Source organism: Pseudomonas rhizosphaerae, from assembly GCF_000761155.1.
In the GTDB taxonomy this organism is placed as follows: domain Bacteria; phylum Pseudomonadota; class Gammaproteobacteria; order Pseudomonadales; family Pseudomonadaceae; genus Aquipseudomonas; species Aquipseudomonas rhizosphaerae.
In genome coordinates this window covers 1,825,954-1,852,358 of record NZ_CP009533.1, presented here as the reverse complement: position 1 = coordinate 1,852,358, position 26,405 = coordinate 1,825,954, and the positions used below count along the sequence as shown (strand labels likewise).

General features: G+C 65.4%; 16 protein-coding genes. 14 read left to right on the top strand and 2 right to left on the bottom strand.

Annotated features, from left to right (window positions below; genetic code table 11):
* Nucleotides 1-19: 19 nt before the first annotated feature.
* On the bottom strand, nucleotides 20-1,156 hold the full coding sequence (locus LT40_RS08320; protein ID WP_237749294.1) for an isochorismate synthase: 1,137 nt from the start codon (nucleotides 1,154-1,156) through the stop codon (nucleotides 20-22).
* A 156-nt stretch (nucleotides 1,157-1,312) separates the two neighbouring features.
* On the opposite strand from LT40_RS08320, the gene LT40_RS08315 reads away from it, so the two are divergent.
* Both LT40_RS08315 and basC read left to right on the top strand, forming a co-directional pair.
* Nucleotides 1,313-5,716, top strand: coding sequence for an amino acid adenylation domain-containing protein (locus LT40_RS08315; RefSeq protein WP_043188761.1), 4,404 nt, complete (start codon nucleotides 1,313-1,315; stop codon nucleotides 5,714-5,716).
* 61 nt (nucleotides 5,717-5,777) lie between these two features.
* A complete protein-coding gene (gene basC / locus LT40_RS08310; RefSeq protein WP_043188758.1) occupies nucleotides 5,778-7,097 on the top strand; it encodes a putative histamine N-monooxygenase in 1,320 nt (439 codons plus the stop codon).
* A 349-nt stretch (nucleotides 7,098-7,446) separates the two neighbouring features.
* Here basC and LT40_RS08305 read toward each other — a convergent pair whose 3' ends face one another.
* The gene (locus LT40_RS08305) at nucleotides 7,447-9,609 is read right to left on the bottom strand and encodes a condensation domain-containing protein (protein WP_043193473.1); all 2,163 of its coding nucleotides are present in this window, start codon (nucleotides 9,607-9,609) and stop codon (nucleotides 7,447-7,449) included.
* A gap of 181 nt (nucleotides 9,610-9,790) precedes the next feature.
* Here LT40_RS08305 and LT40_RS08300 point away from each other — a divergent pair, with 181 nt between their 5' ends.
* The 12 genes from LT40_RS08300 (at nucleotide 9,791) to fabF (ending at nucleotide 26,369) form a co-directional block, all read left to right on the top strand.
* Nucleotides 9,791-10,324 (top strand): sigma-70 family RNA polymerase sigma factor, encoded by a 534-nt coding sequence (locus LT40_RS08300; RefSeq protein WP_043188755.1) that lies wholly within the window; start codon nucleotides 9,791-9,793, stop codon nucleotides 10,322-10,324.
* Nucleotides 10,325-10,431: 107 nt separating this feature from the next.
* Nucleotides 10,432-12,237, top strand: coding sequence for an ABC transporter ATP-binding protein (locus tag LT40_RS08295; RefSeq protein ID WP_043188752.1), 1,806 nt, complete (start codon nucleotides 10,432-10,434; stop codon nucleotides 12,235-12,237).
* Nucleotides 12,231-14,000 carry an ABC transporter ATP-binding protein gene (locus tag LT40_RS08290; RefSeq protein ID WP_043188749.1) on the top strand — a complete coding sequence of 590 codons (1,770 nt, stop codon included), beginning with the start codon at nucleotides 12,231-12,233 and terminating at the stop codon, nucleotides 13,998-14,000. Before LT40_RS08295 ends, LT40_RS08290 begins: the two co-directional genes overlap by 7 nt.
* Complete coding sequence (locus LT40_RS08285; protein WP_043188747.1) at nucleotides 13,997-14,941, top strand: ABC transporter permease; 945 nt, start codon at nucleotides 13,997-13,999, stop codon at nucleotides 14,939-14,941. The genes LT40_RS08290 and LT40_RS08285 overlap by 4 nt, the downstream gene beginning before the upstream one ends.
* Nucleotides 14,938-15,888 (top strand): iron chelate uptake ABC transporter family permease subunit, encoded by a 951-nt coding sequence (locus LT40_RS08280; RefSeq protein ID WP_043188745.1) that lies wholly within the window; start codon nucleotides 14,938-14,940, stop codon nucleotides 15,886-15,888. The genes LT40_RS08285 and LT40_RS08280 overlap by 4 nt, the downstream gene beginning before the upstream one ends.
* Nucleotides 15,885-16,667 (top strand): iron ABC transporter ATP-binding protein, encoded by a 783-nt coding sequence (locus LT40_RS08275; RefSeq protein WP_043188742.1) that lies wholly within the window; start codon nucleotides 15,885-15,887, stop codon nucleotides 16,665-16,667. The genes LT40_RS08280 and LT40_RS08275 overlap by 4 nt, the downstream gene beginning before the upstream one ends.
* Nucleotides 16,664-17,656 carry a siderophore ABC transporter substrate-binding protein gene (locus tag LT40_RS08270; RefSeq protein ID WP_043188738.1) on the top strand — a complete coding sequence of 331 codons (993 nt, stop codon included), beginning with the start codon at nucleotides 16,664-16,666 and terminating at the stop codon, nucleotides 17,654-17,656. Before LT40_RS08275 ends, LT40_RS08270 begins: the two co-directional genes overlap by 4 nt.
* 138 nt (nucleotides 17,657-17,794) lie before the next feature.
* Complete coding sequence (locus tag LT40_RS08265; RefSeq protein ID WP_052393336.1) at nucleotides 17,795-20,038, top strand: TonB-dependent receptor; 2,244 nt, start codon at nucleotides 17,795-17,797, stop codon at nucleotides 20,036-20,038.
* Between the two features lie 151 nt (nucleotides 20,039-20,189).
* The gene (locus tag LT40_RS08260) at nucleotides 20,190-20,807 is read left to right on the top strand and encodes a TetR/AcrR family transcriptional regulator (protein ID WP_043188736.1); all 618 of its coding nucleotides are present in this window, start codon (nucleotides 20,190-20,192) and stop codon (nucleotides 20,805-20,807) included.
* Nucleotides 20,808-20,878: 71 nt separating this feature from the next.
* A complete protein-coding gene (locus LT40_RS08255) occupies nucleotides 20,879-21,985 on the top strand; it encodes an efflux RND transporter periplasmic adaptor subunit (protein WP_043188734.1) in 1,107 nt (368 codons plus the stop codon).
* Complete coding sequence (locus LT40_RS08250; RefSeq protein WP_043188732.1) at nucleotides 21,982-25,083, top strand: efflux RND transporter permease subunit; 3,102 nt, start codon at nucleotides 21,982-21,984, stop codon at nucleotides 25,081-25,083. The genes LT40_RS08255 and LT40_RS08250 overlap by 4 nt, the downstream gene beginning before the upstream one ends.
* On the top strand, nucleotides 25,080-26,369 hold the full coding sequence (gene fabF, locus LT40_RS08245; RefSeq protein WP_043188728.1) for a beta-ketoacyl-ACP synthase II: 1,290 nt from the start codon (nucleotides 25,080-25,082) through the stop codon (nucleotides 26,367-26,369). Before LT40_RS08250 ends, fabF begins: the two co-directional genes overlap by 4 nt.
* The last annotated feature ends 36 nt before the right edge of the window (nucleotides 26,370-26,405 follow it).

Here is a 26,405-nt window from a genome sequence, read left to right as displayed (position 1 = left end):
TCGTCATGAGAAAGGTGGATCAGGTGTGCAGTCCGCAGGCCTGGAGCATGGTGCGCAGCTTGGTCTGGACTTCGGCCCACTCCACTGCGGGCTGCGAGGCCTCGACGATGCCGGCTCCGGCAAACAGCCTGACCCTGGGGCCTGCAACCGTGCCGCAGCGAATGGTGACGACCCATTCGCCGTTGCCCTGAGCGTCGCACCAGCCGACCATGCCAGTGAACAGGCCGCGCTCGGTGGGTTCGACGAAGCGAATCAGACGTCGCGCCAATTCCGTAGGGAAACCGCAGACGGCAGGTGTAGGGTGCAGCCGACAGGCCAGCTGCAAGGCCGACACGCTGGGGTCGGCCAGGGTGCCTTCGATGCGCGTCGACAGGTGCCACAGGGTCGGGGTGCTGATCAGCGAGGGCTGCTCCGGCACATCCAGCCGCGAGCACAGCTCGCTGATTCGCGCAGCGATGTCCGCGGTGACGAAGCCGTGTTCGTAGTGATCCTTGTCCGATTCGCAAAGCCACTGGGCGCTGCGTCGATCGGCGTCGGCATCGGCCATGCGCTTGGCCGACCCCGCCAGCGGGTTGGAGACGAACGAGGCCCCGTGCTTGCGCACCAGCAGCTCGGGACTCACGCCCAGCAGCGTGGCACCGTCGGCCATCGGCACGCGGAAGTGGTAGCCCGCAGGATTCTGCGCACGCAGGTTACGGGCCAGGGCGTCGACGTCGATGTTCTGCGCGAACAGCAGTTCGCGCTGCACGGACAGCACTGCCTTGCGCACATCGCTGTAGCCAAAATTGGTCACCGCGTGCTCGACCGAACGCATGAACGCGTGCTCATCAGGCAGGTTGCGCTGCTCCAGCAACGGCGGCATGGGTGTCAGCGTGCCTGGACCGCTTGGCGGCGAGTCGTGCCACTGGGCCTGTTGCGGGACATACAGGCAAGACGGCTCGGACGGGTCGAAGGGGATTGCCCCGACCACCATCGGCACCTCCTGCCCGGCTTGCCGAGCCTGGGCGAACGCCTCCTGCACGGCTTGCTGGAATCGGCCTTGGCCATCATGGCCACCCAGCGCCGGAACCTCGACGCGTTGCACGACCCCCTGGGCACGCAGCTCGCGCTGGCCCGATACGAACGAAAAATCACCATTTGAAACAAGTTGTTGCATGTCTTGCGGCGCGGTCGTTCTGACGATGGCTGATCTCATCTTCGGTTTCGCCTCCCTGCCCTAAAGTGTAATTTTTAATTGCGAATGTGAATGATTATTGTTTCTAATGGTGACGGCATATCCACAACCTTGTCAATCACGTGAAACGAGTGAGCCATGAGAGAGTTAACTTCAATGCAAGCCGCCTGCTGGATCGGGCGAGCTGCTCATGCGGCGTTGGGAAACGTGTCAGCTCACCTGTACACCGAGTTCGACGGCCATGGGATCGACCTCGACCGGCTGCGCGCGGCACTGGAAATAACCGGCCGGCGCCACCCGATGCTGCAGTTGCGGGTAAGCCCCGACGGCTTGCAGCACACCCCGCCGACGGCGTGCGCGCCGTCCCTTGAAGTCGAGGACCTGAGCGGACTTGCGGCCGCGGAAATGGATCGGGTGCTGCTGCACAAACGCGACCTGTGGACTCATCAGCAACTGGACCTGGTCCACTTCGGCGGGCTGCGCCTAGGCATCAGCCTGCTTCCGCACGCGCGTTTTCGCCTGCACGTCGACACCGACATGATCGCCATCGACCCATCCAGTTTTCCCACGCTGATGGAAGACCTGGCGGCGGCCTATGCAACGGCCTATGTAACACCGGAGCAGCCAGGCGCAACGCCGCCGACGTTCTTCCAGTGGCTGGACACGCTACGCGCCGACCCGGCGGTGAAAAGCGCCCGCGATCGCGATCGCCACTGGTGGCGCCAGCGTCTGGATGCCATTGCGCCAGCCCCCACCCTGCCCTTGCTCGATCAGCCCGCGGCGCAGCCACGCAGCCAGCGCCTGCACACCTGGCTCGACGCGCAGCACTATCAGGCCTTGCAACGGCTGGCGCGCGAGCGGCGAATGACCTTGTCCAACCTGATGCTCGGGCTGTTCGCCACGGTGCTGGGCGAGCGTACCGGGGACGTCCGCTTTCGCCTCAACGTCCCCAGCTTCTGGCGCGCGCCGCTGCTGCCCTGGGTGCAAGACACCCTCGGCGAGTTCGCCAACGTGTTGATCGTCGACGTGGACATGGCCAGCGCCGACAGTCCGGCGAGCCTGTGTCGGCAACTAGGCGACAACCTGATCCAGGCCCTGGAGCACAGCGCCTATTCGGGCGTGGACCTGATGCGCGACCTGTCACGCCACAAGGGTTCGCCGCAGTTGGCGCCGGTGGTGTTCACCGCGGCCCTCGACCGTGGCCAGGCAGGGTTGTTGTCCGAACGCGTGCGGCAAGTCTTCGGCCCCATGAACTGGGTCATCTCCCAAGGCCCACAGGTGGCGCTGGATGTTCAGGTGGCGCACATCGACCAGGGCCTTTCGATCAACTGGGACATTCGCGTCGACGCCCTGCCTCTGCCATGGGTTTCTACTCTGTTCGAGCAGTTCGTCGCACGGGTGCAGGCCGTTGCCGCCGACCCGGCGCGTCTGGACCAGCCGTTCAGCGCACCGCCCGCTCGACAGCCGCTGAACGCCTTGCAACAGGCCTACCTGCTGGGCCGTAGCGCACACATGGCCCTGGGCGGCGTGGCCATGCAGGAATTTCGTGAGTACCGCGGGCCTATCGATGCACATCTGCTGCGCAGCCGCTTGGCTGCGATGGTGGAACGTCACCCGTGCCTGCGCACCCACATCGACGCCGAGCAGCGCGTGCAGTACGTCAGTGCCGCGGCCGAGGTGCACCTGGATGACATCGACCTGCGCCACCTGGCGTTGAGCGACGGCCTGCGCAGCGTCGAAGAACGCCGCGAGGCCTATGCCCACGCCGTGTTCGATCTGCGCGCCGCACCGTGGAACGTCACGGTGTTCCACCTGGCGCAGGACCAACACGTGGTGTTCGTGCGCATGGACGCCTTGATCCTCGACGGCCACTCGATCGCGGCGTTGCTGGTGGAACTGTTCACCGGCAGCACCGAGCAGAGCCTCGCCGCGCCAGCATCACGGCCAGCTGCGGCAGCCTCGAGCGAACAGCGCAAGGCCGACATGGCCTACTGGCGCGAAAAGTTGGCAGCCGTCACCGGCCCGCCGTGCCTGCCGTGGAAGCAGCTACTTGCCCAGGCGGGGCCGTCGAGCTACCGGCGGCAGAGCCTGGTGGTGCCCCGGACAACGTTCGCCGCGCTGAGCCGATTGGCGGCACGGCAGCATCTGTTCAAGAACTCCGCGCTCATGGCCGTGGTCATGGAAGTGCTTGCGCATTGGCTCGACGAGGGCGATCTGTGCGTGGCGCTCCCGGTCGCGCCGGCCGCTGGCGCCGACCTGGCCAACCATTCGAGCTTCATCGCCATCAACTGGGCCGCCGATTCGCGCCCGTTCGCCGAACGCGCCAGCGCGCTGCAGGTCGATGTGCTCGAAGGGTTGCAGCACCTGGCGTATTCGGGGGTCGACCTGACCCGCCTGCTGTTCGAGAAGCACGGACCGGGCCCGGTGCTGCCGGTGGTGATCACCAGTGGCCTGTCGTGGCCGGTGACCCCTGCCGACAGTCCCGTGCGCCTGCACACAGGGCTGACCCAGACGCCGCAGGTGGCCATGGACATTCGGCTGTCGACCGACGCCGAAGGCGCGCTGAGGGTAGACATCGACTATGCCGACAAGGTGATGGACTCGGAACACGTCGCCTGCATCCTGGGCATGCTCGACCGTGCCATGGCCCAAGTGGCCGCCGGCGAGCGTTTCGCCCTGGCCACCGCGCCGCTGCTGGACACCCGCCACTACCGCCACAACAGCCCCGAGAGCGAGGCTTGCCAAACGCCTTTCCTGGCTCGCATCGCCGGGCATCTGTTCGACCCCGACAACAGGCGCACTGCGCTCATCTGCGGCACCACACGCCTGAGCTATGCCGAACTGGGCGACGGCGTGGCACGGGTGATCGCCGCCTTGCAGGCCCGCGATATTGCGCGCGGGCAGGTGGTTGCGATCTGCCTGCCGCGCAGCCCCGAGCACACCCTGCTGACCCTGGCCTGCGCACTGACAGGGGTGATCTGGGTGCCCATCGACGCGTCGGCGCCTGCACAACGGCGTCGTTACCTGCTGGAAAACTGCCAGCCCGATCTGGTCGTGATGGCCGAGCTGGAACCCGTCGATCACCCCGCCGTCGCAATGTCGGCACTGCTCGCCACGCCTGCGGCCTTGCCCCAGTCTGCGCATGATCCGGCTCGGTCAGAGCTGTCCTTGAGCGACCTGTCCTTGAGTGACGCGCCGGCCTACTACCTGTACACCTCGGGCACCACCGGCCAGCCCAAGTGCGTGGTGTTGAACAACCGCGCCACGGCCAACGTGATCGGCAGCACCCTGGCACGCTGGCAGGTCAGCGAAGACGATGTGTTCATGTCGGTGACGCCGTTGCACCACGACATGTCGCTGTTCGACGTGTTCGGCAGCCTCAGCGCCGGCGCCACACTGGTGCTGCCTGCGGCGAACGAAGAAAAGGACGCGGTGCGCTGGAACCAGTTGATCGCCAAGCATGGGGTCAGCCTCTGGTGCTCGGTGCCGGCAATCGTGGAAATGCTCCTGGCCTGCCGTGGCGAACACGACCTGCGCAGCCTGCGCCTGGTCGCCCAGGGCGGCGACTACATCAAGCCGGTGGTGATCGCGCAGCTGCGCGAATGGCTGCCCGATGCTCGGCTGATTTCCCTTGGAGGACCGACCGAAACCACCATCTGGAGCATCTGGCACGAGATCGGCAGCGACGACCGTACGGTCATCCCCTACGGCCAGCCGTTGCCCGGCAACCGCTACCTGGTGCTGGACGAGCACGGCCGGCACTGCCCGCCGGGCGTGGTTGGCCGTATCCATACCACGGGCGTCAATCTGGCCCTTGGCTACCTGGAAGACGGCCAGTACGCGCAGACCGATTTCATCACCGTCGGCGATGAACAGGGTCAACCTGTCAGGGCGTTTCGCAGCGGCGACCGCGGGCGCTATCGCACCGACGGCACGCTGATCTTCGCCAGCCGGGTCAATGGCTACGTGAAAGTGCGCGGCGTGCGTGTTTCGCTGCCCGATGTGGAAAAGGTGCTGAGCAACCATCCCGCACTGCGCCAGGTGCTGGTGGTGGATTACGCAGACGCAAGCCAGGGCGAAACCAACCTCGGTGCGCTGTACGTGAGCGACCAGGGTACCGAGCCGGTCAGCGTCGCCCAGTTGCGCAACTATGCCCGCGAGCATCTGCAACCTTCCCATCTGCCGACGCGCCTGCTGGCCGTCGCCAGCTTACCGCTGTCGCCGAACGGCAAGGTCGACCGCCAGCAGGCACGGCAACTGCTTGCCGCGCCGACCTTGGATGCAGCCCCTGCTGCGGACGCGGTGGCGCCGGCCGTGCTGCAGGCTTACCTGAGTGTGCTGGGTCGCACGGCGCAAGCCACCGACGATTCCGCTACTCCTTTCATCAGCCTGGGCTTGCGCCCCCAACACTTGAAGGCCATTGCCGCCAGGCTGCGCGAATGCTTTGCCGTGACGCTGTCACCCGGCCAGTTGCTGCAGTGCCGCAACGCCCACGACGTGGAACGGCTGCTCGCCAAGGGCCGCACCGCACTGGCGCAGTGAATCGATCACGGCGCCCTGCAGTGGCGCCGTGCCTACCCGACAATGCTCATGGAGAGACGGGATGACGGATGTAACGACGATAGACATTGCGGGCATAGGCATCGGCCCGTTCAACCTGGGGCTGGCCGCCTTGCTCGATGGCCACCCCGAGGTGAGCCATCTGTTTTTGGAACGCAAGAGCGAGTTTCGCTGGCACGAAGGGTTGCTGCTTCCGGGCACCACCCTGCAAGTGCCCTTTCTGGCCGACCTGGTGACCATGGCCGACCCGACGCACCCCTTGAGCTATCTCAATTACCTGCATCATCACGACCGCCTGCACGCGTTCTACTACTACGACAACTTCCAAGTGCCGCGCCTGGAATACGACCACTACTGCCGTTGGGCGGCGCAACGCCTGAACACGTGCCGCTTCGACGAGGAAGTGTGCGATGTCACCTACGATGTCGATGACCAACGGTTTGTGATCCAGAGCCGGTCGATCTCCGGGTTCAAGCGTCACTATCGCAGCCGGCACTTGGCGGTGGGCATCGGCACCCAACCCTTGCTGCCACAGTGGGCGCAGGTCAAGAGCGCGGCGCCGATCATGCACTCGGCGCAGTTCGGCAAACGCCAGGCTGAGCTGGCCGAGTGCCAACAGGTCACGGTGATCGGTTCCGGACAAAGCGCCGCCGAATGCGTACTGGCGCTGTTCAGCGCGCTGACGCCAGAGCGGGTCGCGGCCGGCGCTTCGATCCGCTGGATCACGCGCTCACCCGGCTTCCACCCGATGGAATACTCCAAGCTGGGCCAGGAATGCTTCACCCCCGCCTACATGGACTACTTCCACAGCCTGGCGCCCGAACGCCGGCGCGAGATCGTCGCCGGGCAAGGGCTGCTGTACAAGGGCATCAGTTTCTCGACCATCGGCGCCTTGTACGACCTGATCTACGAGCGCTCCATCGGCGGGCGCGAGCCGGGCCTGACCCTGCTGTCGAACTGCGAAGTGCAACGGGTGGAAGATCTCCAGGGTACTCTGCGCATCGCCTACCGGCACCGCGAACTGGACCGCAGCGGGTCCATCGAGGCGAATGCGATCGTCGCTGCCACCGGCTACCGGCATACCTGGCCCGAATGGTTCGAACGGCTCAAGGAAACGGTGCTGGACACCGATGACCACGGCGACTGCGTGGTGCAGTCCGATTTCACCGCACGGCGCCGCGACGAAGGCGCCGGGAAGATCTTCGTGCAGAACGCCGAGATCTTCCAGCACGGCGTGGGCTCGCCCGACCTGGGTATCGCCCCGACGCGCAACGCCACCATCGCCAACCAACTGCTGGGGCGTGAGCGCTATCGGCTGCCCAAGCGCTCGTCGTTCCAGCGCTACGGCATGCATCAAGCCTAAAACGCATTCTGTGGGAGCGGGCTCTGCCCGCGAAAGGGCCACCGCGGTGGAGCAGTCATACCGCAGCGCGCCCTTCGCGGCCGATGACCGCTCCTACGGGGTGTACATCCCCGCGGTGTGCACCGATCTCCTGTAGGAGCGGTCCGTGGCCGCGAAAAGGTCACCGCGGTGGAGCAGTCATACCGCAGCGCGCCTTTCGCGGCCGATGACCGCTCCTACGGGGTGTACATCCCCGCGGTGTGCACCGATCTCCTGTAGGAGCGGTCCGTGGCCGCGAAAAGGCCGCCGCGGAGGAGCAGTCATACCGCAGCGCGCCCTTCGCGGCCGATGACCGCTCCTACGGGAGCTGCTAGAGGGTCAATTGGCTTACCAGGGCGCTTGCGCCTTCTTCACCGGTGAAGGCAGCCATCACCTGCTCGATGGCCTGGCTGACCCTGGCCATCTGCACGGCGCTGTAGCGGGCGGTCTGGTAGGTCACGACCAGGCGCAGCGAGCGTTGGCCATGAACCTTGTTTTCCATGATCTCGAACTGCATGCCGAACATCGACTGGCTTTTGTCGGGGTCGATCTGGCGGTAGCGGATCGCCTCGCCATCGGCCCCGCGCAAGGCGCCGTTCAAGGCATTGTTGGCGTGGATCTGGATGTACACGTCGAACAGCAGGCCATCGGCGGCCGTCATGCCCAGCGCCTGCTGGATCTGTTCCAGAGGCACGTCGGCGTAGGCCATGGAATCATTGATCAGGCTGCTGACCGACTCGACCATCCGCCCCAGCGCCTGCTGCGGCTCGAAGCGCACGCGGTGGGCGACCATGGTGGTGAAGTAGCCGACCGTGTTGTAGTAGTCCGGGTCGGTGCGTCCCGAAGCCGAGGTGCCGATGACCAGTTCCTCAAGGTTGCCGACCTTGTGCAAGGCCAGCGCAATCGCCGTGTACAGCACGCCGAACAGGGATGCGTTGTTCAGCCTGGCGAAACGCTGCAGCTCGTCGGTCAGCGCCTGGCTCGGGGTAATCTCGAACCACTGCGCCTGAATAGCGGATTCGGTCGAGGCTACAGCGCCTTCGCCGACGGGACTGGGCAGGCGCAGACCGCGCGTGGCATCGGCCAGCATGTCGGTCCAGTAAGCCAGATGCCGTGGGTTAATGCCGGCGATCCGGGCGCGAGTGGCGAATTCGTGAAACGCCGGCGCCGGCTCGTGCCAGACCGGCGCGCGGTCAGCGGCGCGTGCCGCATAGGCCTGGCTCAGGTCCTGCATCATGACGTTGAGCGACCACTCGTCGATGGCCATGTGGTGGACCAGCAGCGACAGCACTTGCCCACCGTGCTGCGCATCACGCAGGAAGCGCACGCGCATCGGCAGCTCGCGGGACAGGTCGAAAGCATGTCCGGCTTCGCTGGCCAGGCTCGCGCCGTCGCCATGCTGGCTGGACCAGAACCACTGGTACTGGCCCAAGCGCTCGACGGGCACCAGCCGTTGGTAGGGCTCGCCTTCGTCGAAATGGAAGGTGGTGCGCAAGCTGGCATGACGCTCGACGAGGTCACGCAATGCCTGCTCGAAGATGACCTCGTCGACCGACTCGCGAAACGCCACGGCGAACGGCAGATTGAAGATCGTGCCGAAATCGAACGCCGCATAGGCGCGCCCCAGCGAAGCCTGCGCCGGCGCGAAGGGCGCGGTCTGTACAGCCTTGGGCGTCACCACGGCGGCGCTGGTCGGGTGGTGCTCGCGCAGACGTGCCCGCAACGCCAGTGCGCCTGCCGAAGAGGCACTGAAGAAGTCGTTGAAGCCCACCTCAACGCCATGGCTGTCCGCCAGCTTGCCGATGATCCGCGTTGCCAGCAGGGAATGGCCGCCGAACTCGAAGAAGTCGTCTTCCAGGGTCATGTCCGGCTCCGCCAGGGTCGTGCGGAATTCGGCGAGGATCAGCGCGCCCAAGGTGTCGACGTCCGCGCCCGCCGTGGAATCGGCCGACGTCGAAACCGAACCGTCGCACGCCTGGCGAACCAGCCAAGGCAAGTGAGGCACGCCCACCGGACGTCCGTCGTAGGCGTCCATGACCAGCCGATACAGGTCGTCTTCACGACACGTCTGGTCCAGCACCTCATGCAGCACGAAACCCAGGATCACACCCTGCTCTGTCTGAATCACCAGTGCATTGAGCGGCGCCTGGGTTTCAGCATCCCAGGGCAACGCCTGGCGGGCGAGCAGCAGTTCGCTGGCCTGCGCCTCGGTGTCCACCTGCAGCACGCCGACACAGGCCTGCCAATCCTCGGCCGTGACCCTGCGCAGCTCGCCTTCATCGTCGAACAGGTAACGAGCATTGAGCGCCGGCAGCGCGTCGATGACGGCCCTGAGCGCCGACTCCAGGCGCTGGGTATCGAAGGCGCAACCCAGCGACCAGGCGCTGAAGTGCTTGCGGACCTGCTCGGGGTACTGCTGCTGAAGGAGCCAGGCCTGCTCTTCATGGGGGGTGAGCAGATCCTGCGGGGGAGTGTCGGGACGGGATTCCATCATGGAAATAAGCACCTTGGTTGGCAGAAAAAACAGGGTCATGGTCGATGCATGAACGCGACACGGAAGCAGCAATGGGTGGTGCATTTGCACTCAGCACGCAAAAAACGTATCGTGCAAATGATAATCATACTTATTATCATCCGTCAAAATCGCAACATCGACATGGGGTGGGAAAGGCATCGTGGACAACGGATCGTTCGCGCTCAGGCAACAACTGGAGCGACTCTACATAGACCATCACGGCTGGCTCAGCAGCCTCTTGCGCCGCAAGCTGGGCAACGCCACCGACGCCGCCGACCTGGCGCACGACATCTACCTGAACCTCATCAGAAAAGGCGCCGTACCAGCGCCCCATGAGTGCCGCTGCCATCTCACCCAGATCGCCAAGGGCATGCTCATCGACCTCTATCGCCGGCGCCGCCTGGAGGCCGGTCATCTGGAGCGCCTGAGGCAGCAGGAGGTGCCGCTGGGGCCGTCGGAAGAGAGCCGCGCGCTGGCGTTCGAAGCCCTGACCCAGGTCGACGCCGCCATCAGCCTGCAGCCGGCCAAGGCTCGCCAGGCGTTGTTGCTGCATCGACTGGGCGGCATGGGCCATCGCGAAATCGCCAGCGAGATCGAGGTGTCGGTGTCCTCCGTGGAGAAATACATCGCCAGCGCCATGCGCGCCTGTCAGCCCTTCGCCAGCGATCGCCCGCGCAATCGCTGCGCCCATTGAGGATTTTTCGGCGTCGTTCGAAATACACGGTAAGCACCGTGCATCCCAGCGCCGCGTCGAGCCTCCACGCCTCGCCGACGGCCTTGCAGCCCTGTTCCGGAGATCCAATGAGCGACGCAACGCCCCCCGCCCCCCCTGCCGCCGTCGAAGGCGCCCTGTCCCAACTGCTCAAACCCATTCGCGGACGCCTGGTCGCGGCGGCGGCCCTCGCCGGCCTGGGCACCGTGCTGACCCTGCTGCCGCTGGCCGGAATTGCCTACCTGGCCACCGTTGCGCTGGGCCCTGCTACTTTCGGGTTGGCGACGGCAGATTCGACAGCGTGGGTCTGGGCCGTCATCGCCGGCAGCCTGGCCTGCCTCGCACTGGGCATGATCCTGATCTCCCTGGGCGAGATGCTCGCCCACCTGCTCGACAACCGGATCACCGCGCACCTGCGCCTGGCCATCACCCGCCGTCTGGCCAAGGTGCCGCTGGGCTGGTTCACCGCGCGAGCCTCGGGCGAGGTCAAGCAGGCGATGCAGGATGACGTCGACACCCTGCACAGCCTGACCGCGCACTTCTACACCACGGTGGGCCGGGCGCTCGGCGCGGTGTTGTTCGCCACGCTGTATCTGTTCGCCATGGACTGGCGCATGGCGCTCGTCTCGCTGCTGCCCTTCCCGCTGTTTTTCCTGTTCGTGTCCAGGGCCACCCGGGCGAGCAGCGCCAACATGCAGGCGTTCGGCGCCGGGATGGCGCGCATCAACAACGCGGTGGTGGAATTCGTCAACGGCATCACCGTGGTCAAGTCCTTCGGCGTCGAGGGCAAGGCCCAGGCCAATTACCGTGAAGCCGTGGACAGCTTCGCACTGGCGTTCCAGGATTTCGCTCGTCCCTTGGTCAGTGCCATGGCCAATGCCCACGCGCTGATCACCCCGGTCGTGGTGCTTGGCATCGTGCTCACGTTCGGTACGCTGTTCACCTGGCTGGGCTGGATCGAGGCCATCGACCTGCTGCCTTTCCTGCTGGTCGCGCCCAGCCTGTGCGCACCCCTGCTGCTGCTCAGCTACATCACCCACGACCTGCACAACGCCACGGCCGCGGCCCTGCGCATCCAGCAGCTGCTGAACACCCCGGTACTGCCCGGCCCGACCCATGCAGCCAGCACGCTGCTGCCACGGGCCGAACTGCGGGTGCAGAACGTGAGCTACAGCTACGACGGCGAAACGCCAGTGCTCAGCGACATCGACCTGACCCTCGAGCCCGGCACGGTAACGGCCGTGGTAGGCCCGTCCGGCGCGGGCAAGTCGACCCTGGCGCGCCTGCTGCTGCGCTTCTTCGACCCGGATGCCGGCAGCATCACCCTGGGCGGCGTCGACCTGCGCCAGATCGACAGCGTGCAGCTTTACCGACATGTCGGCTTCGTGCTGCAGGACATCCGCCTGATCCATGCCAGCCTGCGCGAAAACATTGCCCTGGGGCGCGCGTCAGCCAGCCTCGAGGAGATCGAGCAGGCGGCGCGCCTGGCCAACGTCCACGAGCGGATCATCGCCCTGCCCCGTGGCTACGAGTCAGTAGTGGGTGAAGACGCCCAGCTGTCCGGTGGCGAACTGCAACGGGTCAGCATTGCCCGCGCGGTATTGCTCGATCCGGCCGTGCTGGTGCTCGACGAAGCCACTGCCGCCGCCGATGCGGAAAACGAAATGCAGATCCAACAGGCCCTGTCGCGCTTCGCCCACGGACGCACCGTGCTGGTCATCGCCCACCGCCTGGATACGGTGATGCACGCCGACCAGATCATCCTGATCGACCACGGCCGCATTCAGGAACAAGGCACACATGCCCAACTGCTCGCCGCAGGCGGTCGCTATGCGCGCCTATGGCAGGCAGGCGGCTATTCGCACACCGAGTGCACGGAGCACGCCCCATGCTGAAGACCTTCCTGCGCCTGCTCGGCGACGACGCCCAAGTGCTGCATCGCTACCTGGGCCTGACCCTGTTGTATGGCCTGCTCAACGGTCTGACCATCGTCGCGGTGGTGCCGGTACTCCACGGCCTGCTGGGTCATGACATCGCTGCCGCCGTGAGCGGGCTGGCGCCCATGCTGGTGGGTGTGGCGGTGTGCTGGGCATTGCGCCGGACCGTCGAGAAAGCCGGCGTGCGCTTCGGCATGGCCGTGCTGCAAACCGGCCGCCATCGTTTGAGCGAGCACGTCGCCCGGCTGCCCGTGGGCTGGTTCGACCCGGACAACACGGCGCGACTGAGTCATGTCTCGACCCAGGGCATGATGGCCCTGGCGCAACTGCCCGCCCACGTCCTCACGCCGTTGATCACCAGCGTGATCACGCCGCTGGCAGTGATCGCCGGGCTGTTCTACCTGAACCTGCAGATGGCGCTGATTGCCTTGGTGACACTGCCGCTGCTGCTGGCGGCCTTTGGGCTGACGGCGCGCCTGGGACGGCGCAGCGATGCCGGCTTGCACGCCAGCACTGCCCGCACCAGCCGGCGCATGGTCGAGTTCGCCCAGGCCCAGTCGGTGCTGCGCGCCTTCAATGGCGAGGATGGCGGCGCACGGTTCCTGGAGCAGGCGATCGCCGGCCAGCAACGGTCGGCCCGGCGGCTGATCCACGTCTCGGCCATGTCCGTGGTGGTCAACACCTGGGCGGTGCAGGCGAGCTTTGCCGCGCTGCTGGTCGCGGCCGGCTGGGCGTTGAATGGGTCGTTGGGCGGTACAGTGACGCCCGCTTCCATGACGGCGCTGGTGGCAGCGCTGGTGCTGGTCAGCCGCTTCGTCGATCCCTTGCTGGAAGTCGCCAGCTACAGCGAGGTACTGCGCGGCGCGCGCGGGCAACTGGCCGTGGTCGACGAGCTGTTTGCCGTGCAACCGTTGCCGCCGCCGCAGAAGCCGGTGCAGCCTGCAGACAGCAGCGTGGCATTCAATGACGTGAGCTTTGGCTATGGGCCAGATCAGCCGCGGATACTGCACGACATCAGCCTGCACATTGCGCCCGGCAGCATGACTGCGCTGGTCGGTGCATCGGGGTCTGGCAAGACCACGCTGGTGCGTTTGATCGCGCGCTTTTTTGACGTCGACCAGGGCAGCGTACAGATCGGCGGAGCCGACGTGCGGCAGCTGTCCAGTGCCCAACTGGCCGGGCAGATCAGCCAGATTTTCCAGGACGCCTACCTGTTTCAAGGCAGCATCGCCGACAACATCGGGGTCGGCAAGGCCGATGCCAGTCGCGAACAGATCCTGCTGGCCGCCGAACAGGCCGGCGTGCTGGACATCGTCGCGCGCCTGCCACTGGGGCTCGACACCCAGGTCGGCGAAGGCGGCGCACGGCTTTCCGGTGGCGAGCGTCAGCGCATCGCCATCGCCCGCGCCCTGCTCAAGGACGCACCGATCCTGCTGATCGACGAAGCCACTGCGGCCCTCGATGCCGAGAACCAGGCGGCCATCGCGCAGACCCTGGCCAGGCTGCGTGGCAAGCGCACGCTGGTGGTGATCGCCCATCAGCTGTCGACCGTGGAAATGGCCGATCAGATCGTGGTGCTGGAAAACGGCCGCATCGGCGAGCGCGGCAGTCATGCCCAGCTCAGCGGCCAGGCCGGGCCGTACGCACGCTTTCTGGCGCAGCGACGCGCCGCCAAGGGTTGGCGCCTCGCTGCGGACACGACGAACGAGGACGCTACTTGAGACCTGCAGTCTGGCTGGTGCCGTTCGGGCTGCTGTGTTGCCTGTCGTTGACCTTGGGAGTCAAGGAGGTGTCCTGGAGCGAATTGTGGAGCTTCTCCGGCGACGCGTGGCTGACCGTCACTGCCAGTCGCCTGCCGCGCCTGATGGCACTGGTGCTGACCGGCGCCGGGCTGGCCATGTGCGGGGTCATCCTGCAGCAGATCGTGCGCAACCGCTTCGTCGAGCCTGCCACCAGCGGCGGCCTGGATGCGGCGAAGCTGGGCATCCTGGTTTCGCTGACGGTGGCTCCGGCCGCGGGCAGCACGGCAAGGATGCTGTTTGCCCTGGGCTTCTGTTTTCTGGCCAGCGTGCTCTACGTGGCGATCATTCGCCGCATCCAGTTCAAGAGCGTGGTGCTGGTGCCGGTGGTGGGCTTGATGTACGGCAGTGTGCTCAGCGCGGTGGCCGAGTTCTACGCCTATCGCCACAACCTGCTGCAAAGCATGCAGGGCTGGATGCTGGGCGACTTCTCGAAGATCGTTCAGGGCAACTACGAAATCATCTACCTGATATTGCCCATCGTGCTGCTTACCTACCTGTTCGCCCAGCGCTTCACCATCCTCAGCATGGGCGAAGGCATGGCCAGCAGCCTGGGGGTGAACTACGCCGCCAATGCGGCACTCGGCCTGATGCTGGTGGCGGTGTGCGTGTCGGCCACGGTGATCACCGTTGGCGCGATCCCTTTCGTGGGCCTGGTGGTGCCCAACCTGGTGGCGCTCTACCACGGCGAAAACCTGCAACGCACCCTGCCCATCGTGGCCTTGTACGGGGCGGCGCTGCTGCTCGCCTGCGACATTCTCGGACGCCTGTTGATCTACCCCTTCGAAGTGCCGATCGGGATGACCGCCGGCTGCATTGGTGGCGTGGTGTTCCTGATTGTGCTGCTGAGGAAGTACACATGAGCGCGCGCGCCCTCCGTAACGGCCTCTGGCTCGCGGTACTGGCCCTGGCGGTAGGCTTCGTGCTGCTGGGTTCGGCAATGGATTTCGCCTACGTGATCCCGCGGCGCCTGATCCGCCTGGCGGCCATGGTCATCGCCGGGGTCTGCATCGCCTACACCTCGGTGATCTTCCAGACCATTGCCGGCAACCGCATCCTGACTCCGGCGATCATGGGATACGAGGCCATCTACCTGCTGTTCCAGGCGCTGCTGATCCTCTGCCTGGGCACACAGAGCCTGGTGCTGCTGGGCCGCGGCGGCAATGCGCTGCTGTCGATCGTGCTGATGCTCGGCTATTCCTGGCTGATCCACCACTGGCTGTTCCGCAACGGGCGCAACAACGTTTACCTGTTGCTGTTGCTGGGGCTGGTGTTGAGCATGGTGATGGCGACCTTCACCCAGTTCATCCAGTTGAAAATCAGTCCAGGCGAGTTCTCGATCCTGCAGGGTTTCAACTACGCCTCGTTCAACAAGGCACGGTTGGACCAGGTGATCTATTGCGCCGTGCTGGTCGCTGCGGCCTGCCTGGTGGTGCACCGTACGCTGCCAGTGCTCGACGTGCTGGCGCTGGGCCGGGACCAGGCCGTGTCGCTGGGCGTCGACTACCTGCCCAGCGTGCGCCTGCAACTGGCCCTGATCGCGGTGCTGGTGGCAGTGTCCACCAGCCTGGTTGGCCCCACCGCGTTCATGGGGGTGATCGTTGCCAACATCAGCTATGCCCTGGCCCGCACCGCGCGCCACCGCGTCACGCTGCCAACGGCCTGCGGCGTGGCCATCGGCGTGTTCATCATCGCCCAGTACCTGGTCGAGCACCTGTTCAACTACACCACCTCCGTCAGCATTCTCATCAACCTGGTGTGTGGCGTGTACTTCCTCGCGCTGATGATTCGCACCCGAGGCAACCCATGATCGCCCTGAGCAACGTGCACAAATCCTATGGCAACACCCCGGTACTGAACGACGTCAGCGTGCAGTTCCCGTCCGGCAAGGTCACGTCGCTGATCGGCCCCAACGGCGCCGGCAAGACCACCTTGCTGATGCTCATCGCCCGGCTGCAGACGCCGTCGCGGGGCACCGTGACCCTCGCCGGGCGCGACAGCGCCGGCATTCCGGTGCGCGAATACGCCAAGCAGGTCGCCACCCTGCGCCAGACCCAGGCATTCACCCTGCGCCTGACGGTCGAGGAACTGGTCGCCTTCGGCCGCTTCCCCTACAGCCAGGGCAACCTCACCGCCGCAGATCATGAAGCGATCGACCAGGCCATGGGTTTTCTCGCACTGCAGCCTCTAAGAGCCTGCTACATCGACGAGCTCAGCGGCGGGCAGCGGCAGATGGCGTTCCTGGCCATGACCATCGCCCAGCAGACCGACTACCTGCTGCTGGATGAACCGCTGAACAATCTCGACATGAAGCACGCGGTGATGATCATGGGCGCCCTGCGCCGGCTGTGCGACGAGCAGGGCCGGACGGTGATCCTGGTGGTGCACGACATCAACTTCGCTGCCAATTACTCCGACCACATCGTGGCCATGAAACACGGCGCCGTGCACAGCCAGGGCGCGGTGGCGCAGGTGGTCACCGAAACCTGCCTGCGCGACCTGTACGAACTGGATTTCGAGATCCTGCGCAGCGAGCGCGGGTTCGTCTGCAATTACTTCAACCCATCGCCGTCGAGGGAACCGATATGAACAGGGCACACCACAACGTCGCCTGCGCGCTACTGACACTGGCCATCACCGCCTTGTCCGGCTGCGACCAGCCTGCTGCACAGGCCACCGCAACCGCGGCGGCCCCCGCCTCTCCCGCCGCGACCGCCTACACCCCAGTCAGCGTCCAGCATGCCCTGGGCACGACGACCATCGACCAGCTTCCACAACGTGTCGTGGCCTTCGACATGAGCGAGCTGGACAGCCTCGATCAACTCGGTGCGCCAGTGGTGGGCATCGCCAAGGACTACGTCGCCGACTTTCTGCTCAAGTACCGCGACGATCCGAACATCGCCGATGTGGGCACCACCATCGAGCCCAACCTGGAACGGCTGCATGCACTCAAGCCCGACCTGATCCTGATCTCGCCATTGCAGGCGCGCAGCTATGACGAACTCAGCCAGATCGCGCCGACGATCTACGACGACATCGACCTGACCAATAAGCAGGGCAACTTCATCGAGACGGCAAAGAACCACCTGACCCTGCTCGGTCGAATCCTCAACAAGCAGGCGTTGGCCCAGGAAAAGGTCGCGCTCATCGATGCCAAGGTCGAGCAGACGCGCAAGGTCACCGAAGGGCGTCCCGAAAAAGCGCTGATCGTGCTGCACAACAATGGGGCCTTCACTTCCTACGGCGTCAAGTCACGCTACGGTTTCATCTTCGATACCCTGGGCGTGAAGCCCGCCAGCATAGACATCGAAGCCGGCCTGCACGGCCAGCCGATCTCCAACGAGTTCATCCAGCAGGCCAACCCGGACATCCTCTACGTCATAGACCGCACGGCAGTGATGGAACGACGCCCGGCGCTGAACCTGGACAGCCTGGACAACCCGCTGTTACGCAAGACCAAGGCCTGGACCCAGGGCCGGGTGATCTTCGTCGACGCCCGCACCTGGTACCTGTGCACCGCCAGCGTGACCTGCCTGACGCGCATGGCCGACGAGGTGATGCAGGGTTATGAGCGCTGAGCCGGCGAGACAAACGCCAACGGAAAATACATAGACAGGAATTTTTATCGAATGTTAACGATTTGCATTGAGGATATTTCGCTTTGTTTCGGAACCCTAGTGAGCCCCCACTAATTCCCGAATCGAAAGGAATCCAGCATGTTGCAACACAGTCATCCGCGACCCGTGAACCCAGCCTCGCCAGCACCGAAATTCGCGTTGAACCGCACCGGCACGGCGGTGCACATGGCCTTGCTGTTCGGCCTGAGCGGTGCATCGTTCGGCGCCTTCTCGCAGACCCAGGAGCCGGCTGAAAAAACGCGCGCGGAGACTGATCAAGGCAGCCTGATCCTGTCCGAAACCACGGTCGAAGGCACCCTGGACCCGATCGCCACGCTCATGCCCGAGTACGCCGGGGGGCAAGTGGCGACAGGTGGCCGCGTTGGTCTGCTGGGCAACAAGGACATCATGGAGACGCCTTTCAGCACCATCAGCTACACCGACAAATACATTCGCGACAGGCAGGCCAGGGACATCACCGACGTGATCGCCGCCACCGACCCTTCGGTGTTCACCAACGGCATCAAGGGCGGCCACGGCGAAAGCTATTCGATCCGCGGTTTTCCGGTGAGCTTCAGCGACATGACCGTCGACGGCTTGTACGGCATGGCGCCCTTCTACCGGGCGTCGCCGGAAGTGTACGAGCGTATCGAAGTGCTCAAAGGCCCTTCGGCGCTGCTCAACGGCATGCCGCCGGGCGGCTCGGTAGGCGGCATCGTCAACCTGATCCCCAAGCGAGCGGCCGATACGCCCCTGACTCGCCTGACCGGGACCTACCATTCCGATGCGCAATTTGGCGGACATCTGGACATCGGCCGGCGCTTCGGCGAGGGCAACCAGTTCGGTGTGCGTTTCAACGGCGTGTACCGCGATGGCGACACCTCCACCGATGACCAGTCCGCGCGCAACGTGCTGTCGGCCCTGGCGCTGGATTGGCGTGGCGAGCGCGCCCGGCTGTCGGTCGACCTGTTCGACAGCGACGACCACATCGACGGTCAGAACCGCGGTATCGGCCTGGCCCCCGGCGTCGGCATTCCCAAGCCGCCCAAGGCCGACACCTTGCTCAACCCCGACTGGGCCTCCGTAGAAACCCAGGACAAGGGCGTGATCCTGCGCGGCGAGTACGACCTCAACGATTACGTGATGGCCTACGGTGCGGTGGGCACCAGCAAGACGAACTACAAGTACAACGGTGCGTTGTCGTCGGCGCTGGTCAATCAGGCCGGTGATTTCACCACCACCATGGGCCAGCTCAAGTTCGAAATCGAGAAGACCTCGGCCGAAGTCGGCCTGCGCGGGCACTTCGATACTTCCGGCATCAACCACCAGTGGTCGGTGAACGCGACCCAGTACAGCGACAAGGAAAAGGACTGGGGCCGTCGCTCGGTACCGGGTGCAAACTGGACGACCAACATCTATCGCCCCGTCTGGGGACCAGAAGCCCCGGAAGCCTGGCCGCTGATCATTCACACCGAGAACGACCTGAAAAGCTACGGCCTCGCCGACACGATGTCGCTGTTCGACGACCGCCTGCAGATCACCGCCGGGGTGCGCCGCCAGGAGGTCGTCACCGACACCTTCAGCGTCGTCACTGGTGCGCGCAACCGGCCCAATTACGACACCCACGCCACCTCGCCGGCCGGCGCCATCCTGTTCAAGTTGACCGACAACCTCTCGCTCTACGCCAACTACATCGAAGGCCTGAGCAAGGGCGCGTCGGCGCCGGTGAGTGCCGCCAATGCCGGTGACGTGTTCGCGCCGTTCAAGTCCAAGCAGAAGGAGGTCGGCCTCAAGCTCGACCTGGGTACCTTCACCCACACCCTGGCGGTGTTCGAGATCAAGCGTCCGAATGCCTACACCGACCCGGCCACCAACATCTATTCATTCGGCGGTGAACAGCGCAACCGCGGCGTTGAGTGGGGTTTCTTTGGCTCGCCGATGATGGACGTAAGGCTGATGGGCGGCATCGCCTACGTCGACCCCGAGGTCACCAAGAGTGCCGGTGGCGCCACCGATGGGAAGACCGCTACCGGTTACCCCAAACTGCAGGGCAAGCTCGGTGTGGAATGGGACACGCCGCTGCTCGAGGGGCTGACCCTGACCGCCAACGCCACCTCCGTCTCCAAGCAGTACATCAGCGCCGACAACAGCCTGTCGATTCCCGGTTACACGATTTTTGATGCCGGGGCACGCTACACCACGAAGGTTTCCGACAAGCCGGTGACCTTGCGCGCCAGCATCCGCAACCTGGCCGACAAGGACTACTGGGGCATCCCGCAGACGCAGAGCCTGGGCCTGGGCGCACCGCGCACCTATGAACTGTCGGCCAGCGTCGATTTCTAGATCACGTGGCAGCCGGCTGACCTGCGCCCAAGGGCGTGGGTCAGCTGCATCTACACCGCCTGTAGCGGCGATCGAGCGAAAATGGACTTGTGACCACGACGGGTTACAGTCACTCTTTGTCGATCCACGCCTACCGAGCCCAGCAGCCGCCATGACCCGCCAGCCCCCCACGTTTCCCTCACGAGGCCCTACCGATCACAGCGTTCGCGACCAGATCGTCGAGGCCGCCATGCAGCATTTCGGCCACTACGGTTACGAAAAAACCACGGTGTCGGACCTGGCCAAGGCCATCGGTTTTTCCAAGGCCTACATCTACAAGTTCTTCGAATCCAAGCAGGCCATCGGCGAGATGATCTGCGCCAGCCGGCTGGCCATGATCATGGCCGTCGTCGACCAGGCCATGGCCGAAGCCAGCAGCCCTTCGGACAAGCTGAGCCGTCTGTTCAAGGCGCTGGTGCAAGCGGGCAGCGAACTGTTCTTCCATGATCGCAAGCTGTACGACATCGCCGCCGTCGCAGCGCGTGACAACTGGCCTTCTGCCGCAGGCCACGGCGAACGCCTGCACCGTTTGATCGAGCAGATTCTGCGCGAAGGCCGAGAAACCGGCGAGTTCGAGGGCCACACGCCACTGGACGAAGCGAGTCACGCGGTTTTCCTGGTGATGCGCCCCTACATCAGTCCCGTGCAGTTGCAGTACAACCTGGAGACGGCTGCCACCGCTGCCGAGCAGCTTCCCGCGTTGATCCTGAGAAGCCTGGCGCCGCGATAAGTGACCATTGACTGAATTAGTCACTCGTATCAGAATCGGATTCCTTTCCCCTTGCCTACGTAAGGAATCCCATGTCTCGGCTTCGCGCGCCTGCGCTCGGTATCTGCCTGCTTCCCTTGCTTCTGACCGCCTGCGACAGCCAGCCGAACGCTGCGGATCCGCGCACCCAGCCGCCGGTGGTCAGGGTGGTCGCGGCCGGCCCCGCCCCTGACGGCCGCCGCGCCTTCACCGGCGTGGTCGCGGCACGGGTGCAAAGCGACCTGGGCTTTCGGGTGAGCGGCAAGGTGGTGGAGCGCTTCGTCGATGCCGGCCAGTCGGTCACGCGCGGGCAGCGCTTGATGCGCCTGGACCCTGCCGACCTGGCGTTACAGTCCAATGCCCGCGAGCAAGCCGTCGCCGCCGCCCAGGCGCTGGCTGCGCAGACCGCAAGCGATGAGCGACGCAACCGCCAACTGGTCGCCAGCGGTGCCATTTCCGCCGCCAACTACGACCGGTTCAAGTCGTTGGCCGACACCGCCCGGGCCGATCTGGTAGCGCTCCAGGCACAGGCGGCCGTGGGCCGCAACGAGCAGAGCTACGCCACCCTGAGCGCCGATTCCGACGGCGTCGTGGTGGCCACCCTGGTAGAACCCGGCCAGGTCGTGAGCGCTGGGCAGGCCGTGGTGAAGTTGGCCAAGGCCGGCCTGCGCGAGGCCGTGGTGCAGTTGCCCGAGACGCTCAGGCCGGCGGTGGGCAGTACGGCTCAGGCCAGCCTGTTCGGCGGGTCTGGCCGAAGCGTCACCGCCACGCTGCGGCAACTCGCCGACGCTGCCGACCCGATGACACGGACTTTCGAGGCGCGCTATGTGCTCGATGGCGAACATGCCAGTGCGCCGCTGGGTTCGACCGTCACCCTGTTCATCGGCGCGCCACCTGCTGCACCCGATGCTCTGAGCGTTCCCATTGCCGCCCTTCACGATCCGGGCAACGGGCCGGGTGTGTGGAGCGTCGCCGGGGCGCCGGCGCGAACCGCGTGGCGGGCCGTTCAGGTCATCGGCCTGAGCGACGATACCGCCACGGTGCGGGGCTTGCAGCCAGGCGAGCGACTGGTTGCCCTGGGGCCTCACCTGCTGCACGACAGCCAGGAAGTACTGATCGCGACGCCGGACCTGCAAGCCCAGGCCGGGGCACAACCATGAGCGGCACGCGCTTCAACCTGTCGGCGCTTGCCGTGCGCGAGCGCTCGGTCACGCTGTTCCTGATCTTTCTGGTGGCCATCGTCGGCACGCTGTCGTTCTTCAAGCTGGGCCGCGCCGAAGACCCGCCGTTCACGGTCAAGCAGCTGACCGTGGTCACGGCCTGGCCAGGCGCGACGGCGCAAGAGATGCAGGACCTGGTGGCCGAGCCTCTGGAGAAGCGCCTGCAGGAGCTGCAATGGTACGACCGCAGCGAAACCTACACCCGACCGGGGCTGGCCTTCACCCTGCTGTCGCTGCAGGACAAGACCCCGCCGGCGCAGGTCGAAGACCAGTTCTACCAGGCCCGGAAAAAGCTCGGCGATGCGGCTAGCAGCCTGCCGGCCGGCGTGGTCGGGCCAATGGTCAACGACGAGTTCGCCGACGTCACGTTTGCCTTGTTCGCGCTCAAGGCCCGCGGCGAGCCGCAACGCCTGCTGGTGCGCGAGGCCGAAGCTTTGCGCCAGCGTCTGCTGCATGTGCCTGGTGTGAAGAAGGTCAACCTCATCGGCGAGCAGCCCGAACGGATCTTCGTGTCCTTTTCCCATGAGCGCCTGGCGACCCTGGGCCTGTCGCCCCAGGACGTTTTCGCCAGCCTCAACGGCCAGAACCGCCTGACCCCCGCCGGCTCGATCGACACCCAGGGTCCACAGATCGTGGTGCGGCTGGACGGCGCCTTCGACTCGCTGGACGCCATACGCAACACGCCAGTGATCGCCGGCGGGCACACGCTCAAGTTGGCGGACGTGGCGACGGTGACGCGCGGCTACGAAGACCCGGCGACGTTCATGGTGCGCCATCAGGGCGAACCGGCGCTGATCCTGGGCGTGGTCATGCGCGATGGCTGGAACGGCCTGGATCTGGGCAAGGCGCTGGCCGCCGAGACGGCGCGAATCAATGCCGAGATGCCGCTGGGCATGAGCCTGGCGCAGGTCACCGATCAATCGGTGAACATCGGCGCGGCAGTGAACGAGTTCATGATCAAGTTCTTCGTCGCCCTGCTGGTGGTGATGGTGGTGTGTTTCGTGAGCATGGGCTGGCGCGTCGGCCTGGTGGTTGCAGCAGCGGTGCCGCTGACCCTGGCCATGGTGTTCGTGGTGATGGAAGCCACCGGCAAGCACTTCGATCGCATCACCCTGGGTTCGCTGATCCTGGCGTTGGGGCTGCTGGTGGACGATGCGATCATCGCCATCGAGATGATGGTGGTGAAAATGGAGGAAGGCTACGACCGCATCGAAGCATCGGCCTATGCCTGGAGCCATACTGCCGCGCCGATGCTGGCCGGCACTCTGGTGACCGCCGTGGGCTTCATGCCCAACGGCTTCGCCCAGTCCACGGCCGGGGAATACACCAGCAACATGTTCTGGATCGTCGGCATCGCGCTGATCGCGTCCTGGGTCGTGGCGGTGGTGTTCACGCCCTACCTGGGCGTGAAGCTGCTGCCGCCGATCAAAGCGGTCGAAGGCGGACACGACGCGATCTACGACACCCCTCACTACAACCGCTTTCGCCGGTTCCTGAGCCGGATCATCCGCTGGAAGTGGGCCGTGGCCGGTACCGTCATACTGGCATTCACGCTGGCCATCGCCGGCATGGCGCTGGTCAACAAGCAGTTCTTCCCGACCTCCGATCGCCCGGAAGTGCTGATCGAGGTGCAGATGCCCTATGGCACGGCCATCGAGCAGACCAGCGCAGCCACGGCCAAGATCGAAGCCTGGCTGCGCAAGGATGACGCGGCCAAAATCGTCACCGCCTACATCGGCCAGGGTTCGCCCCGCTTCTACCTGGCGATGGCGCCAGAGCTTCCCGATCCCTCGTTCGCCAAGATCGTCGTGCTCGCCGACAGCCAGGCAGCGCGCGATGCCTTGAAACTCAGGCTCCGCGAAGCCATTGCACAAGGCCTGGCGCCCGAGGCGCGGGTGCGCGTGACGCAACTGGTGTTCGGGCCCTACTCGCCCTACCCCGTCGCTTACCGGGTCATGGGGCCTGACCCGCAGGTGCTGCGCGAGATCGCCGGCAAGGTCGAGGCCGTCATGCAGGGCAGCGCGATGATGCGCACCGTGAACCAGGATTGGGGGCCGCGCGTGCCCACGCTGCATTTTTCCCTGGATCAGGACCGGCTGCAGGCGCTGGGCCTGAGCTCCGCCGCCGTCGCCGAACAGTTGCAGTTCCTGCTCTCCGGGGTGCCTGTCACCGCCGTGCGTGAAGACATCCGCTCGGTGCAGGTGGTGGCCCGGGCCGCAGGGCCTGTGCGGCTCGACCCCGCCAGGATCGATGACCTGAGCCTGGTCGGCGCAGGCGGCCAGCGCATACCGCTGGCGCAGATCGGGTCCGTCGAGGTGCGCATGGAAGATCCCATCCTGCGACGCCGCGATCGGGTGCCGACCTTGACCGTGCGCGGCGACATCGCCGAGCACCTGCAGCCGCCGGATGTATCCACCCAACTGCTAAAGACGCTGCAACCGATCATCGCCGCGCTTCCCGACGGCTACCGCATCGAACAGGCAGGCTCGATCGAAGAGTCGGCCAAGGCCACCGCGGCACTGGCGCCACTGTTCCCGATCATGATCGCCATTACCTTGTTGATCATTGTCGTGCAGACACGCTCCATGGCGGCGATGACGATGGTGTTCCTGACAGCGCCGCTGGGCCTGATCGGCGTGGTGCCTACGCTGCTGCTGTTCAACCAGCCCTTCGGCATCAATGCTCTGGTCGGTCTGATAGCACTGTCCGGGATTCTGATGCGCAACACGCTGATCCTGATCGGGCAGATCGACCTCAATGAGAAGAATGGCCTGGCGCCCTTCGATGCCGTGGTCGAAGCCACCGTGCAACGCGCTCGGCCAGTGCTGCTGACGGCGCTGGCGGCGATCCTGGCGTTCATTCCGCTGACCCATTCGGTGTTCTGGGGCACCTTGGCCTACACGCTCATCGGCGGCACGTTCGGCGGGACGGTCATGACCCTGATCTTTCTGCCTGCCATGTATGCCATCGGCTTTCGTATCCGTGCCGATACCGGCTCGACACCTCATTCAAAGACAGGTTTGGAGACACATCAATGAACACTCAAGATGGCCAGAAGCGCATCGTGGTCACCGGCGCAGGGCTGGTCACACCACTGGGATGTGGCGTGTACGAGGTCTGGCGGCGGTTGCTGGCCGGCATGTCGGGCATCCGTGCGCTGCCAGAGCACATCGGCGAAGGCACCGGCGTTGCCGTGGCCGGGCAGGTGCCCACATTGGAAATGGACCCGGTGGCAGGCTACAACGCAGATGCGCTGATACCCGCCAAGGAACGCAAGAAGATGGACCGCTTCATCGAGTTCGCCTTGGTCGCCGCCCATGAAGCGCTGACCCAGGCGCAGTGGCACCCGACCGATGAAGCTCAGCAGCAGCGCACGGCAACCGTGATCGGTTCCGGCGTGGGCGGCTTCGGCGCGCTCGCAGGAGCCGTTCGCACGACGGACGAGCGTGGACCGCGGCGCTTGTCGCCGTTCACCGCACCGTCGTTCCTGGCCAACATGGCGGCCGGGCACGTTTCCATCAGCAACGGTTTCAAAGGCCCGTTGGGCGCGCCGGTCACCGCGTGCGCCGCCGGCGTCCAAGCCATCGGCGATGCCGCGCGGCTGATCCGCAGCGGCGAGGCGGACATTGCCCTGTGCGGCGGTACCGAGGCGGCTATCGACCGAGTCACCCTGGGCTGTTTCGCGGCTGCTCGTGCGCTGTCGACCGAGTTCAACGATCGTCCTGCCGAGGCCAGCCGCCCCTTCGACCGGGATCGCGACGGGTTCGTGATGTCAGAGGGCGCGGGCCTGCTGGTGATCGAGTCCCTGGAACACGCCCTGGCCCGGGGCGCGACGCCGCTGGCGGAATTGATCGGCTACGGCACCAGTGCCGACGCCTACCACCTGACGGCCGGCCCGGAAGACGGCAGCGGTGCTCGCCGGGCCATGGAGCAAGCCTTGCGCCAAGGCGGCATCGGCCCGGAGGACGTCCAGCACATCAATGCCCATGCGACGTCCACGCCGGTCGGTGACAAAGGCGAGCTGGCGGCCATTCGCGCCCTGTTCGGCACTCGGGCAGGTCTTGCGATCACCTCGACCAAATCCGCCACTGGCCACCTGCTGGGCGCCGCAGGCGGGATCGAGGCGATCTTCACCGTGTTGGCCCTGCGCGACCAGACAGTGCCGCCGACCCTGAACCTGCAGACGCCGGATGAAGCCGCCCATGGGCTTGATCTGGTGGCTTTGACTGCGCGCAAGACCCCGATGACCCACGCGCTCTCCAATGGCTTCGGCTTCGGCGGCGTCAACGCCAGTGCGCTGTTCCGACGCTGGGAAGGCCAGTAATTACCCCCTGTGGGAGCGGGCTCTGCCCGCGAAGAA

What these genes read in the sequence shown, in the direction of transcription:
- LT40_RS08320 (WP_237749294.1), bottom strand. Translation starts at nt 1,156, where the DNA reads ATGCAACAACTTGTTTCAAATGGTGATTTTTCGTTCGTATCGGGCCAG.
- LT40_RS08315 (WP_043188761.1), top strand. Translation starts at nt 1,313, where the DNA reads ATGAGAGAGTTAACTTCAATGCAAGCCGCCTGCTGGATCGGGCGAGCT.
- basC (WP_043188758.1), top strand. Translation starts at nt 5,778, where the DNA reads ATGACGGATGTAACGACGATAGACATTGCGGGCATAGGCATCGGCCCG.
- LT40_RS08305 (WP_043193473.1), bottom strand. Translation starts at nt 9,609, where the DNA reads ATGATGGAATCCCGTCCCGACACTCCCCCGCAGGATCTGCTCACCCCC.
- LT40_RS08295 (WP_043188752.1), top strand. Translation starts at nt 10,432, where the DNA reads ATGAGCGACGCAACGCCCCCCGCCCCCCCTGCCGCCGTCGAAGGCGCC.
- LT40_RS08290 (WP_043188749.1), top strand. Translation starts at nt 12,231, where the DNA reads ATGCTGAAGACCTTCCTGCGCCTGCTCGGCGACGACGCCCAAGTGCTG.
- LT40_RS08280 (WP_043188745.1), top strand. Translation starts at nt 14,938, where the DNA reads ATGAGCGCGCGCGCCCTCCGTAACGGCCTCTGGCTCGCGGTACTGGCC.
- LT40_RS08275 (WP_043188742.1), top strand. Translation starts at nt 15,885, where the DNA reads ATGATCGCCCTGAGCAACGTGCACAAATCCTATGGCAACACCCCGGTA.
- LT40_RS08270 (WP_043188738.1), top strand. Translation starts at nt 16,664, where the DNA reads ATGAACAGGGCACACCACAACGTCGCCTGCGCGCTACTGACACTGGCC.
- LT40_RS08265 (WP_052393336.1), top strand. Translation starts at nt 17,795, where the DNA reads ATGTTGCAACACAGTCATCCGCGACCCGTGAACCCAGCCTCGCCAGCA.
- LT40_RS08260 (WP_043188736.1), top strand. Translation starts at nt 20,190, where the DNA reads ATGACCCGCCAGCCCCCCACGTTTCCCTCACGAGGCCCTACCGATCAC.
- LT40_RS08255 (WP_043188734.1), top strand. Translation starts at nt 20,879, where the DNA reads ATGTCTCGGCTTCGCGCGCCTGCGCTCGGTATCTGCCTGCTTCCCTTG.
- LT40_RS08250 (WP_043188732.1), top strand. Translation starts at nt 21,982, where the DNA reads ATGAGCGGCACGCGCTTCAACCTGTCGGCGCTTGCCGTGCGCGAGCGC.
- fabF (WP_043188728.1), top strand. Translation starts at nt 25,080, where the DNA reads ATGAACACTCAAGATGGCCAGAAGCGCATCGTGGTCACCGGCGCAGGG.